At 35.5% G+C, this 12,929-nt stretch carries 12 protein-coding genes; 10 read left to right on the top strand and 2 right to left on the bottom strand.

The features are described 5' to 3' along the window. Positions 1 to 77: 77 nt before the first annotated feature. Positions 78 to 1,037, bottom strand: a complete 960-nt coding sequence (locus tag LKL37_RS07545) for a KpsF/GutQ family sugar-phosphate isomerase (RefSeq protein WP_431609945.1) — start codon at positions 1,035 to 1,037, stop codon at positions 78 to 80. 158 nt (positions 1,038 to 1,195) lie between these two features. On the opposite strand from LKL37_RS07545, the gene recQ reads away from it, so the two are divergent. From recQ to LKL37_RS07515, 6 genes are all read left to right on the top strand, one after another. Then, a complete protein-coding gene (gene recQ, locus LKL37_RS07540) occupies positions 1,196 to 3,400 on the top strand; it encodes a DNA helicase RecQ (RefSeq protein ID WP_431609944.1) in 2,205 nt (734 codons plus the stop codon). Between the two features lie 191 nt (positions 3,401 to 3,591). Beyond that, positions 3,592 to 4,674 carry a glycosyltransferase gene (locus LKL37_RS07535; RefSeq protein WP_431609943.1) on the top strand — a complete coding sequence of 361 codons (1,083 nt, stop codon included), beginning with the start codon at positions 3,592 to 3,594 and terminating at the stop codon, positions 4,672 to 4,674. Positions 4,675 to 4,753: 79 nt separating this feature from the next. After that, entirely contained in the window at positions 4,754 to 5,098 is a 345-nt protein-coding gene (locus LKL37_RS07530) for a hypothetical protein (protein WP_431609942.1), read from the top strand. A 45-nt stretch (positions 5,099 to 5,143) separates the two neighbouring features. Further along, positions 5,144 to 5,530, top strand: coding sequence for a cupin domain-containing protein (locus tag LKL37_RS07525; protein ID WP_431609941.1), 387 nt, complete (start codon positions 5,144 to 5,146; stop codon positions 5,528 to 5,530). 130 nt (positions 5,531 to 5,660) lie between these two features. Further along, positions 5,661 to 7,064 (top strand): dihydrolipoyl dehydrogenase, encoded by a 1,404-nt coding sequence (lpdA, locus tag LKL37_RS07520; protein ID WP_431609940.1) that lies wholly within the window; start codon positions 5,661 to 5,663, stop codon positions 7,062 to 7,064. Positions 7,065 to 7,168: 104 nt separating this feature from the next. Further along, positions 7,169 to 8,035 carry a DUF4476 domain-containing protein gene (locus tag LKL37_RS07515; protein ID WP_431609939.1) on the top strand — a complete coding sequence of 289 codons (867 nt, stop codon included), beginning with the start codon at positions 7,169 to 7,171 and terminating at the stop codon, positions 8,033 to 8,035. A gap of 91 nt (positions 8,036 to 8,126) precedes the next feature. Here LKL37_RS07515 and LKL37_RS07510 read toward each other — a convergent pair whose 3' ends face one another. Continuing rightward, positions 8,127 to 8,573, bottom strand: coding sequence for a hypothetical protein (locus LKL37_RS07510; protein WP_431609938.1), 447 nt, complete (start codon positions 8,571 to 8,573; stop codon positions 8,127 to 8,129). Between the two features lie 138 nt (positions 8,574 to 8,711). On the opposite strand from LKL37_RS07510, the gene LKL37_RS07505 reads away from it, so the two are divergent. The 4 genes from LKL37_RS07505 (at position 8,712) to LKL37_RS07490 (ending at position 12,923) form a co-directional block, all read left to right on the top strand. Beyond that, positions 8,712 to 9,536, top strand: a complete 825-nt coding sequence (locus LKL37_RS07505) for a CvfB family protein (RefSeq protein ID WP_431609937.1) — start codon at positions 8,712 to 8,714, stop codon at positions 9,534 to 9,536. Between the two features lie 265 nt (positions 9,537 to 9,801). Beyond that, entirely contained in the window at positions 9,802 to 10,395 is a 594-nt protein-coding gene (locus LKL37_RS07500) for a TetR/AcrR family transcriptional regulator (RefSeq protein WP_431609936.1), read from the top strand. A gap of 89 nt (positions 10,396 to 10,484) precedes the next feature. Continuing rightward, the gene (locus LKL37_RS07495; RefSeq protein WP_431609935.1) at positions 10,485 to 11,852 is read left to right on the top strand and encodes a TolC family protein; all 1,368 of its coding nucleotides are present in this window, start codon (positions 10,485 to 10,487) and stop codon (positions 11,850 to 11,852) included. A 9-nt stretch (positions 11,853 to 11,861) separates the two neighbouring features. Then, positions 11,862 to 12,923 (top strand): efflux RND transporter periplasmic adaptor subunit, encoded by a 1,062-nt coding sequence (locus LKL37_RS07490; protein ID WP_431609934.1) that lies wholly within the window; start codon positions 11,862 to 11,864, stop codon positions 12,921 to 12,923. Positions 12,924 to 12,929 lie beyond the last annotated feature (6 nt).

Raw genomic sequence — 12,929 nt, 5'->3', positions numbered from 1 at the left:
AAGAGTCTGAGGATTATTAGTTAAATTTTACTTTTAATCTGTCAGCTATCTGTTATTTATTAATCACTAATGTTGGTCTAGTTAATCCCTTCGTCCAGCAGTTTATGCAGGTCTATAATCCCGAAATATTTTCCGTTTTCCGTTACTACAAGCTGGCCGATATTATTTTCTTTCAATATTTTCATAGCTTCTTTAGCCAGCGCTTCTTTCTCAATCGTTCTCGGACGGGCAGACATAATATCTTTAGCTGATACCTTACTGATATCTTCTCCTTTCATCAGCATTCTTCTCAAATCACCATCTGTGATAACACCAATAATCTGATCTGCATTTGTTACCACCGTGATTCCGTGGCTTGAACCACTGATAGATATAATCACGTCTCTTATGGATGCATCTTCCGTAACCTGAGGCTTTTGTGAAGATAAAAACTGTTCCACTTTGGAAGTCAGATTTTTACCTAAGCTTCCTCCGGGATGAAACTTTGCAAAATCATTAGCTTTGAAATCATTCAATTCCATTAAAGCAACAGCTAAAGCATCTCCCAAAGCCATCTGAATGGTGGTAGAGCTGGTAGGAGCCAGTTTATTCGGGCATGCCTCAACGTCAACATGTGTATCTAAAATAACTTCAGAAAACTCAGCCAGTTTACTTTTCTTATTCCCTGTCATTCCTATCAGAGCAGAAGAATAATCTTTCAAATAAGGAACGAGATTCGCAATTTCAGGAGAATTTCCGGAATTGGAAATGCATAAAACAACATCCTGCTTCTGAATTACCCCAAGATCTCCATGGATAGCTTCCGAAGCATGCAGAAATTGTGAAGGAGTACCCGTTGAGTTTAAGGTCGCTACAATTTTGTTGCCTACATGGGCAGATTTCCCTATTCCTACTACAATGAGCTTTCCTTTTGCCGAGTGAATAATCTCTACTGCGTGTGCAAATTGGTCATCAAGTCTGTTTTTTAATTTTTCGAGTTCAGAAATCTCTATTTCTAAAGTGCTTTTTGCAATTGATATAATGTTGGTTCTATCCATTTTATGATGATAAGGTATACAAAAAAGTTCTTAAAAAACGTTATATTTTAAAAAGAATATTTAATATAAATTTTATTTTTTATAAATTCGTTCGCTTTTATTTTAAGCAGAATTTTTATAACTTTGGGTGTGATGCAAATTTAGCAATAGAAAATTAGATGAGCGCAAAAAAAGCCAATTTATCAGGCGAATTGAAAAAGTATTTTGGGTTTTCTACATTTAAGGGCCAGCAGGAACAAATTATAGACAACCTATTGAACGGGAAGGATATCTTTGTTTTAATGCCTACAGGTGGGGGAAAATCATTATGTTATCAGCTTCCGGCACTTATTTCGGAAGGTACGGCAATAGTCGTTTCGCCCCTAATAGCGTTGATGAAAAACCAGGTAGATGCGGTGAACGGTCTTTCATCTGAGGATGGGGTAGCACACGTATTAAATTCATCATTAAACAAAACGCAGACCAAACAGGTTTTTGACGATATCAAAAGCGGAAAAACCAAGCTTCTGTATGTAGCTCCTGAATCATTAATTAAAGATGATTACCTGGATTTTTTGAAAGAAGTGAAAATTTCTTTCTTTGCTATCGACGAAGCCCACTGTATTTCAGAGTGGGGGCATGATTTCAGACCAGAATACAGGAATCTGAAACAGATTATAGACAAAATCGCCAATGTACCGGTGATTGCTTTAACGGCTACTGCTACTCCTAAGGTTCAGGATGATATCCAGAAGACTTTAGGAATGACAAATGCATTGGTGTTTAAAGAAAGTTTTAACCGTCCTAATCTATACTATGAAGTATGTCCTAAAATCAATGTAGATAAGGAAATCGTTAAATTTATCAATCAGCATAAAGGAAAATCAGGAATCGTATATTGCCTGAGCCGAAGAAAAGTTGAAGAATTTGCCCAGCTTCTGCAGGTCAACGGAATCAATGCACTTCCTTATCATGCAGGTCTTGACCAGAAAGTGAGAGTTGCCAATCAGGACAAATTCCTGATGGAAGAAGTGGATGTGATTGTAGCAACAATTGCCTTTGGGATGGGAATTGATAAGCCGGATGTACGTTTTGTAATTCATTACGACTTTCCGAAATCCCTGGAAAGCTATTATCAGGAAACCGGCAGAGCAGGAAGAGACGGAGGTGAAGGGCACTGTCTGGCTTTCTACGACCCTAAGGATATTGAAAAACTGGAAAAATTCCTGGCACAAAAACCCGTTTCAGAAAGAGAAATCGGATTACAGCTTTTAAATGAAGTGGTAGGCTACGCTGAAACTTCAATGAGCAGAAGACAATATATTCTGTATTATTTTGGAGAAAATTTCGATCCGGTACACGGAGACGGAGCAAATATGTGTGACAATTCATCCAATCCTCCAAAATTAAAAGATGCTACGGCAGACCTGGAAAAATCACTGGAACTGATCAATGATACAGGAGAAAAATTCAAATCTAAAGATCTGATCTCTGTTATTGTAGGAAAAGAAAATGCAGTTACAAAATCTTATAAACTTGAGCAAAGTTCTTATTTTGGTTTTGGAAAAGAAGAAAAAGATAATTACTGGAAAACGATTCTAAGACAGGCAACTGTTCAGAATTTTTTACAAAAAGATATTGAAACTTACGGCGTTTTAAAGATTACAGAAAAAGGTAGAAATGTCGTGAATGGTAAGACTAAAGAGGTCTTTTTAATTGCTGAAGACAGAGAATTTGATCTTACCCAGGCAAAAGCTGAGAGCGACCAGGTGCAGCAGCAGGCTAGCGGAGGGCTGGATCAGACCCTTTTTAACCTGTTGAAGGAACTTAGAAAGAAAGTCGCCAAAAAACATGGAATTCCACCATATACAGTGTTTATGGATCCGAGTTTGGAGGATATGACGGTTCAATATCCAATCTCGGTAGATGAAATTAACAAAATCTACGGAGTAGGCGAAGGAAAAGCTAAAAAGTATGGTAAAGAATTCGCAGACTACATCAAAACATATGTAGAAGAGAATAATATAGAACGTACTCAGGATATGGTATTGAAGCAGGTGGCCAATAAATCCAGCCACAAAGTTTTCATTATCCAGAGCACCGATAAAAAGATAGACCTTGAAGATATTGCAAGAGCTAAAAACCTTTCTATGGATGAACTTTTGAAAGAAATGGAAAGGATTGTATATCAAGGAACAAAGCTGAACATCGATTACTATATTGAGGATAATTTTGACGAAGACATTGTAGACGGATTTATGGAATTCATGAACGAATCTGAAAGCGACAGCATGAAAGTATTGCTGGATGAATTCGGAGATGAATTATCTGATGAAGAAGTGAGAATGCTGAGAATTAAATTCATTAGTGACGTAGCGAATTAAAGAAATCAATATATTTTAAAAATATAATTTAAATAAAGTAAGTTTTTCATTAGAAGAGCTTACTTTATTTTTAGAGGATCAAGACTATCATAAATAGGAGAAATAAAATCAGGCTTCAGAACTTAGTTAATTTCTGTTAATAAGCACCAAAACAGGAGTTTTCACTCAAACTTTTTACTAACTTTGATGTGATGAAAAAAATATCTGTCATATTTATTCTGCCGGACCTAGAGACCGGAGGAGCAGAAAGGATTGTTACTACTATAGCGAACCATCTTTCCAGAGATCGGTTTGAGCCTAAGATTTTGCTGTTACGTAAACAAGGCGGATATCTGGATTTTCTGAAAAAAGATGTTGAAATCATCGATATCAATACCGAAAGAATAAGACATTCATTACGACCTATTTTAGGAGAAATCTACAGAAGAAAACCGGATATTGTTTTCTCAGGTTTCGGAGAGGTGAATGCTTATTTATCCCTGTTTATAAAACTCTTTCCAAGAACAAAATTTATCGCAAGAGAAACCAACGTTGTTACCGAACATGTAACCCGAAAAGAAATTAAATTTTTCTATAATTTTTACAATAACTATCAGAGAATCATTGCTCAGAGTGATGATATGATGAAAGATCTTGTTGATAATTTTAATATTAAAAAGAAAAAAATTGTCAAGATCAATAATCCTGTAGATTTTGATTTTATTGAGGATAAAATGGCCATTTCTTTAAAACCGGAATGTTTCAAATACAATTATAAAAATGTAGTGGCTATTGGTAATTTGTCTTCAAGAAAAGGATTTGACAACTTGCTGAAAGTCTTTTCAAGACTGAAAAACGAAAATATTATTCTCCATATTCTGGGAGACGGAAAAGATAAAGACCTTTTACTTCAGACGAAGGAGCTTTTAGGATTGAAAAAAGTTATTTTTCATGGCAGACAGGAAAATCCTTACCAATACCTGAAATATGCGGATTTATTTGTTCTTTCTTCAAGATACGAAGGATTTCCCAATGTACTTCTGGAAGCAGGAGCCTGCGGAACGTATTCCCTTGCGAACAATTGTCCCGGAGGAATCAATGAGATTATCCAGCACAATATAAACGGTGAAGTTGCCAATATTGAAAACTATGACGGTTTTGCCCAGCAGATTGTAAAAGTACTGCAGAGCAATTATAACAGAGATGCTATAAAAAACTCCATTAAATCAAGATTCTCGAAGAATATTATTCTGGATAAATATGAAAAGGTTTTGCTGGATTTGGTCAAATCTTAATAACCTCATTTGCTTTATGAGGAGTTAAATTCTTACTTTTGGAGGTATAAATTTTATCTGAAAACCAATTTTTTCATTCATGAATAAAATCCAAAAATTAGGATGTGCCTGTGAGAAACCCACTTCAAATTATACAGAATATAGAAGCTCTGCATTAGGAATTGATCATACAAACGGAAGATATGGAGAAGTAACTATTCAACAATGTAAGCTGTGCCAAAGAATATGGATCCACTATTTTGTTGAATATGAAAGCTTTTCCAAATCAGGAAGGTGGTACAAAGGAATTGTTTCTAAAAAAGACCGTCCTCAAATAACCCCGGAAAATGCAGTAGAATATCTTGAAAGCATTGACTGGTATGTATATGGTGGTTCTTTTTTTGAAAGCACAGGTGAATTTGGGCAAGGAAAGTTGAACATATAGCTGTATAATATTCCATAATGACTTTATACATTAAATATTAAATCCATGAAGCCATTTATCATTGCTGTTTTGATGCTGAATTCTGTTGGTATAACAGCTCAGCAGAAAACAATCTCCAGAAAAGAGTTATTAAAAACTGCTCTTGATCAGAAGGTGAAATCTACAGAGATTCAGGAAATAACAATGGCTGCAGGACAAGGAGCTCCGGAACATCTGCACCCTTGCCCCGTTTTGGGAATAATCAATTCCGGAGAGGCTGTTTTTCAGATAGAAGGCCAGCAGAAAGTGATACTCCATGAAGGAGATGCTTTCTATGAACCTAAAAATGTAAAAATTCTTCATTTTGATAATGCATCCGCTGAAAAACCATTGGTCTTCACTGCAATTTACCTGAAGGAAGGGAATGAAGAAAATATAAAGTTCATAAAATAACACTTTTCATAAAACTAAAGCATATAATTATCATTTTTAAAATTGATAAAACTCACTTTGGTGCTTGGTAATTTATATGTAAATTTGTGAGAATTAAGATAGATAATAATAAACAAATTCATACAATAACATGAGTCAATTCGATGTTACCGTAATAGGTTCTGGTCCCGGTGGTTATGTTGCTGCTATCCGTGCAGCACAATTAGGTTTCAAAACAGCAATTATTGAAAAATATTCAACTTTAGGCGGAACTTGTCTTAACGTTGGATGTATTCCGTCAAAAGCGCTTCTTGACAGCTCTGAACATTTCGAAAATGCAAAACACAATTTTGCAGGTCACGGAATTATCATCAACGAGCCACAAGCAGATATTGCAAGAATGATCGAGCGTAAAAATGAAGTGATCAAACAAAATACAGACGGAATCAGCTACCTGATGAACAAAAACAAAATTACTGTTTTTGAAGGCGTGGGAAGCTTCGAATCTGCTACTCAGATTAAAGTGACAAAAAACGACGGTTCTTCTGAAACGATAGAATCTAAATATACAATCATTGCAACAGGTTCTAAACCATCTGCATTGCCTTTCATCTCTTTAGACAAAGAAAGAGTGATTACTTCTACGGAAGCTTTAAATCTTAAAGAAATTCCTAAACATTTAGTAGTAATCGGAGGGGGAGTTATCGGTCTTGAACTAGGTTCTGTATACCTAAGATTAGGTGCTCAGGTAACTGTTGTTGAATTTATGGATAAAATCATCCCTGGAATGGATGGAGCTTTAAGCAAAGAATTGACTAAAGTTCTTAAAAAACAAGGAATGAAGTTTATGCTTTCTACTGCGGTTTCTGCGGTTGAAAGAAACGGAGATACTGTAAAGATCACGGCTAAAGATAAAAAAGGAGAAGAAGTTGTAGTAGAAGGAGATTACTGTTTAGTTTCTGTAGGTAGAAAACCTTATACAGATGGTCTTGGTCTTGAAAAAGCTGGTGTAGAGCTTGACGAAAGAGGAAGAGTGAAAGTAAACGATCACCTTCAGACTAATGTTGCTAATATCTATGCGATCGGTGATGTTATCAAAGGTGCGATGTTGGCTCACAAAGCTGAAGAAGAAGGAGTATTTGTTGCTGAAACATTAGCTGGACAAAAACCTCACATCAATTATAATCTTATTCCTGGAGTTGTTTATACATGGCCGGAAGTAGCTGGAGTTGGTAAAACTGAAGAACAATTAAAAGAAGAAGGGGTAGCTTACAAAGTAGGATCTTTCCCAATGAGAGCTTTAGGTAGAAGCCGTGCAAGTGGTGATATCGATGGTCTTGTTAAGATTATTGCAGACGAAAAAACAGATGAAGTTTTAGGAATGCACATTATAGGAGCAAGAGCTGCTGACCTTATTGCTGAAGGAGTAATTGCTATGGAATTCCGTGCAAGTGCTGAAGATATTGCAAGAAGTTCTCATGCTCACCCAACGTATGCAGAAGCTATTAAAGAAGCTGCATTGGATGCTACTGGGAAAAGACCTATTCACATGTAATAGCTGATTAATAAAATTAATCATTTAGATATAAAAAGGAGAAATCAATTCGGTTTCTCCTTTTTTTGGCATAAAAATGGACATTGTTTTTGAAAATTTCAGGTATGAAAAAGATTTTTATAAGTTGGATGCTGTTGGCGGGAATCAGCTCATTTGCACAGGAAGCAGGAAAGGCAGGAGAATTATTGAAAAATGAAGCTTCAGCCACAGAAATGAAAGCTTCTAAAAGCCCGGATGAAAGAAATAAAAGTTTTGATCAGTCGAGATCAGGAAATACTCCGATTCCTCAGAGAAATAGAAATGAAAACAGAATAAAAACCCCTAACTATCAATGGAACAGAAATTACGGTTATGCGGAAGTTTTTCTGAGAATTCCTGAACAGGGCTTTTTCACCGTTGAGGTTGGTGATCAGATGATGGCAAACGGTTCAGGAAAATTCAGATTCTTTGATCTGTCTTCAGGAAGAATGCCTATTTCAATCTACGAGAATGGTTTTCTGATCTACAGAACCACTTTGATGCTTCGTAATAACAGCAGAATGGTACTCGATTTCTTCACCAATGAAGGTTTGTATCTTCTGGATTCTTATCCTGTTCAAAACCAATATGGATTTAATGATTGGAATGATATCTGGAACAACCCTTATGGAAATCAACCCGGAGGCGGATATAATAATGGAAATGCGATGGATACTCAATCTTTCCGCCACTTTTTTGATACGATGATGCAAAATGAAAGGTTTGATGATGGGAAAATTACCATGATTAATCAACAGATGCGTGTTTCAATGTTTACTGCTGCACAAATAAGAGATTTGGTGAAATCAATAAGTTTTGATAATAATAAGCTGGCATTAGCTAAATCTATGTATCGTAACTGTGCAGACAAAGAACATTACTTTTTGGTGACTGATGCTTTTGATTTTGAGAGCAGCAAACGTGAACTGATGGATTATATTTCGAAATTATAATATTCAATAGAAACGGGCTATTATCCTGAGCCAAGTCGAAGGAAGCCCGTTTTTTTACATCAATCCAATGGCTTCAGCCAAAATATATTTTCTACATGATTTTTAGATGATCATAAAACTTAGAATGTTTTGGTGCAATATTAAACTGGATTCCAAAAGTTACCCCTTTAAAATATTTTTCTCTATGAATCGGAAAGGCATAGCCGCTATTGAGAAACACTGCATTAAACAACGAAACACCAATTCTTGGTTCCAGCGAGTATGGATTCCCGGATATTCCCAGCAATAGTCCGGCACGGAGAAGATTGATGTTGATCTCCGGGATCAATTTATCTGTTTCATTTACACGCGTATAAAGCAGAGAGGGTCCAATAATAATAGAACCTTCATAGCTTTCGCCAAATCTGTATTCTAATCCTGCCTGCAGAACGTTTCTTCCAGTGTATCGGTAAGAAATATTCAGTGCCGTTTTCTCAAGCAGCTGAGCATTTGAAAAGATAACTGAAAAGAACAGAGGTAAGATGAAATACTTTTTCATGATTATTTTTTTTGTTCAAATATAAGAGTTTTACGGCCTTTATAAAACATGAAAATAATTCTTCAAAATAATTATAACAGCATTAACTAGGTTGGCGTCTTCAAATTTCCGTACCTTTGTAAGCTAATTTTATCATCAATGCAACTCGGAAAAACTCAAACTTTAACAATTTCAGAAAAAATTAATTCAGGATGGATTCTCGTAGATGAATCCGGTGAAAAGGCTTTTCTACCTAAAATCTTTATGCAGGACGAAAAAGAAATAGGCGGGGAGGTTGAAGTTTTTGTGTATCAGGATGACGATAAATTGAAAGCAACTACTGAAATTCCATTAGCGGAAGTAGGAGAATTTGCAGTAATGAGCTGTGTACAAAGTCTTCCAAGTGGAGCTTTTATGGATTGGGGAATCATTAAAGATTTATTTATCCCTTACAAGCAGCAGAAAACCAAAATTATCGAAGGAAAAAGATATTTGGTTTATATTTATGTAGATGAAGATATGGAACTGATTACGGGAACAACAAAGTTCAAGAGAAATCCACAGTATGATGATCTTCCGTTTCAAAAAGGGGACAAAGTAGATTTGATTATGATGAATGAAAGTGAACTGGGCTGGAATGTTGTCATCAACAAGCAATACATCGGTTTGATATATGTTTCTGATGTTTTCAAAAAACTATATCCGCTGTCAGAAGAAAAAGGATACATCAAAACAATACGTGAAGATGGGAAAATAGATGTTTCTTTACAACCAGACGGATTTGAAAATATTGACGAGTTCAAACAAAAGATTCTCAATAAGCTGGAAGAAAACTATGGACTTCTGTATGTATCAGACAAATCTTCTCCTGAAGAGATCAAGGATGAACTTCACATGAGTAAGAAGAACTTTAAAAAAGCAATCGGAGGACTTTATAAAGATAAGGTTATTGATATTTTAGAAGACAAAATCAAATTATTATAAAATAAAAAGCGAGCAGAAATTTCTGCTCGCTTTTTTTGTTCTCCATTCTTAATAAATAGCCATTCGCTGCGGCTATTTCCATCACAGCAAATTCTCTTTAATAATCATCTTTTCGGGTGATAACTTTCTTATTCTAAATAGTACCTGCCACCAATTTGAATTCAAAATATGATGGATATCATAACAATTATGTTTAATTTTTTTGTTTAACAATTTTGTCAAAAATAAATTTTAATATAAATTTGCACAAATTTGTTTAACAAAAATGTCAAATCAAGCAAAAAAAGACCAAACACAGGAATTGATCAAGGAGACAGCGAAGAATTTGTTCTTTGTGAAAGGAAAATTTGATGCTACTACGCAGGAGATTGCAGATGAAGCAGGAGTGAACAGGACCCTTATTAATTACTATTTCCGTTCAAGGGATAAGCTTATCCAGATCATCTTTGATGAAGCGCAAAGAGTAGAACAGGAAAAATCGAAGATCATTCAGGATTCTGATCTGCCTTTTAAAGAAAAGATCAGTCAATTCATAGAAAGCAGCCTTTCTACGAGTCTTCAGTATCCGTATCTTGAAACGTATATCGTATCACAGATCAATAAAGGAACCTGCCATCAGAGAGAAATTGAAGAAGATATTCTGAACGATATGTACAAGGATATTGAAAAAGAAATGGAATTGGGAAATATTGAGAAAATGGCACCTGTTCAGTTTATTCTGAATATGGTTTCGTTATTGGTGTTCCCAAGTGCCATAAGACCATTATTTATGGAGAATTTATTAATTAATGACAATGAGTATGATCAAATTATTTCTGAACGAAAAGAGATTATTATCAACATGTTGTTTAAAAACTAAAAAAAACTAAAGTATTTCTTACAATGATTCGTCATTTAGAAATAAATAATGACTGAAAATTAAATAAAAAATAAACGAAGTATAAAATTATGAATAGAAAACGTATAACTGCTACAAAGCTAAAAATTGGGATAGCTTCAGCATTTATGATTTTCGGCTCTACACTGATGTCTGCCCAGCAGCAGGTTTCCCTGCAGGAAGCAATAAAACAGGCACTTCAAAATAAGGCAGAAGCTAAAAAAGCTGCTTTACAGGTTAAAAAAGCCGAATATAAGATTGATGAAGCCAGAGCCGGTGCCTTACCTCAGATAAGTGCAACGATAAACAATACTTACAATCCTATTTTACAGAAATCTGTTCTTCCCGGAGAAGTTTTAGGAAGACCCGGAGAACTTATTCCGGTTGCTTTCGGAACAAAATGGCAGTCTGTAAATGTAGTAACTCTTAATCAGAACATTTTTGATCAAAGAGTTTTTATCGGCCTTAAGGCGGCAAAATCAACAAGAGAATTCTATCTTTTGAATTCCGAATTGACCAATGAACAGATCATTGAAAATGTTGCTACAGCTTACTATCAGGTATTTGTTCAGGAAGAGAATCTTAAAACTGTACAAGAAAGCTATGCTAATACAGAAAGGGTAAGGAATGTAATCAAGAGCTTGGTGGATAATGGTTTGGCAAAACCGATCGATCTGGATCGTACCAATGTTCAGCTTACCAATATCGGTTCAAACAAGCAGCAACTGATTAATGCAGTTGAAGTTTCAAAGAATTCATTGAAATTTTATATGGGGATTCCCATTGAAACAGCAATTGAGCTTGAAGAAAAAACAATTGTACCGAATCCTCAGCTGCTAGACAATAATGTTAATCTTGAAACACGTTCTGAATTAAAAGTTTTAAATAAACAAAAAGAACTTTTGATCTATAATAAAAAAGCAACAGTTGCAAATCTTTATCCTACTGTAGGTCTTTCTGCTAACTATGGCTGGCAGGGCTTGGGAAATAAATTTCCTTATGCTTCAGGATCAAGCCAGGGAACCAATTGGGGAGATTATGCTTCTGTCGGATTAGCAATTAAAATCCCGATTTTTATGGGTGGAGCTACTAAAGCTCAGATTGAACAGGCAGAAATTGACATTCAGGATTTAGATCAGGATATTATAAATAAAAAACTCAATCTGAGTTTAGATTATAAAAATGCTGTTTCTAATATGGAAAATGCCATCATCAATATTCAAAGCATGAAAGATAATGTGGATCTGGCAGAAAAAGTACAGAAGAATACCCAATCTAACTATCAATACGGATTGGCTACACTTACTGAAGTATTGGATACTGAAAATTCGCTTACACAGGCTAAACAGAACTATTCAACTGCATTGCTAGACTACAAACAGGCTGAGATTAAGCTGATAAAAGCTAAGGGTGAACTAAACACACTACAAAACTTATAATAAACTAAAATGAAAAAAACTTTAATATATATCATCGTAGCAGCTGTACTGGTAGGTTTAGCAGCTTATAAGATTGCAGGGAACAAAGAAAAGCAGACTAAAGAAGTAAAAGAAGTTGCCAAGCAGGTAGATAAAGTCAATGTAAATATTGTCACTGTTACAAGAGAAAATATTGATACAGACTACTCTGCCAACGGAACTTTCATTCCTAAGCAGGAAATGAACCAGTCTTCTGAAATTGCCGGACGTATTGTAAGCGTTTTGGTAAAAGAAGGTTCAAGAGTAAGTGCAGGTCAGGTTTTAGCAACCATCAAGAGAGATGCTATCGAAGTGGATGTTACACAGGCTCAGAATAATTTGCAGAATGCTGTTATTGATAATCAGCGTTACGAAAATGCCTTTAAAACAGGAGGTGTTACGAAACAGCAGGTTGATAATTCAAGACTTCAGCTGAAAAATGCACAGGCAGCTGTGAAAGCTCAGGGAGTAAGAGTGAATGACACCAGCATCCGTGCAGGTATCAGCGGAACAATCAATAAAAAACTGGTAGAACCTGGAACAGTTGTTTCGGTAGGAACTTCCATGTTTGAGATCGTTAATATCAACAGCTTAAAATTGTCTGTTTTAGTAGATGAAAGCCAGATCGGAAAAATCCAGTTAGGTCAGGAAGTTCCGATTAATGTAAATGTTTTACCTGAAGATTCTTTCGTAGGTAGAATTACTTTCATTGCTCCTAAAAGTGATGCTTCTCTGAATTTCCCTGTAGAAATTGAAGTTCAGAACAGAGGAAATCTAAAAGCGGGTATGTATGCAACAGCTAAATTCAGTACAAATAACGGTGCAGAAACTCAGAATATGCTGACAGTTCCTGCAGAAGCATTTGTAAACGGAGTAAGTTCAGGACAATTATTTGTTGTTCAGAATGGCGTTGCTAAATTGATCAAAGTAACCATCGGAAAAGTTTACGGAGATAAAGTTCAGGTTCTAAGCGGATTGAATGGAGGAGAGCAGGTGGTAACCAGCGGACAGATCAACCTGGATAATGGATCTAAAGTAAATATTATAAAGTAGTAGATC

The sequence above is a fragment of the Chryseobacterium sp. 'Rf worker isolate 10' genome, assembly GCF_050753305.1.
Taxonomy (GTDB): Bacteria; Bacteroidota; Bacteroidia; order Flavobacteriales; family Weeksellaceae; genus Chryseobacterium.
Note: the sequence above shows the minus strand (reverse complement) of the source record. Positions and strands in the feature narration are given on the sequence as shown.

Coding starts and splice junctions, on each gene's coding strand:
- recQ (WP_431609944.1), top strand. CDS start 1,196: ATGAGCGCAAAAAAAGCCAATTTATCAGGCGAATTGAAAAAGTATTTT.
- LKL37_RS07505 (WP_431609937.1), top strand. CDS start 8,712: ATGCAACTCGGAAAAACTCAAACTTTAACAATTTCAGAAAAAATTAAT.
- LKL37_RS07530 (WP_431609942.1), top strand. CDS start 4,754: ATGAATAAAATCCAAAAATTAGGATGTGCCTGTGAGAAACCCACTTCA.
- LKL37_RS07545 (WP_431609945.1), bottom strand. CDS start 1,037: ATGGATAGAACCAACATTATATCAATTGCAAAAAGCACTTTAGAAATA.
- LKL37_RS07500 (WP_431609936.1), top strand. CDS start 9,802: ATGTCAAATCAAGCAAAAAAAGACCAAACACAGGAATTGATCAAGGAG.
- lpdA (WP_431609940.1), top strand. CDS start 5,661: ATGAGTCAATTCGATGTTACCGTAATAGGTTCTGGTCCCGGTGGTTAT.
- LKL37_RS07495 (WP_431609935.1), top strand. CDS start 10,485: ATGAATAGAAAACGTATAACTGCTACAAAGCTAAAAATTGGGATAGCT.
- LKL37_RS07535 (WP_431609943.1), top strand. CDS start 3,592: ATGAAAAAAATATCTGTCATATTTATTCTGCCGGACCTAGAGACCGGA.
- LKL37_RS07515 (WP_431609939.1), top strand. CDS start 7,169: ATGAAAAAGATTTTTATAAGTTGGATGCTGTTGGCGGGAATCAGCTCA.
- LKL37_RS07525 (WP_431609941.1), top strand. CDS start 5,144: ATGAAGCCATTTATCATTGCTGTTTTGATGCTGAATTCTGTTGGTATA.
- LKL37_RS07510 (WP_431609938.1), bottom strand. CDS start 8,573: ATGAAAAAGTATTTCATCTTACCTCTGTTCTTTTCAGTTATCTTTTCA.
- LKL37_RS07490 (WP_431609934.1), top strand. CDS start 11,862: ATGAAAAAAACTTTAATATATATCATCGTAGCAGCTGTACTGGTAGGT.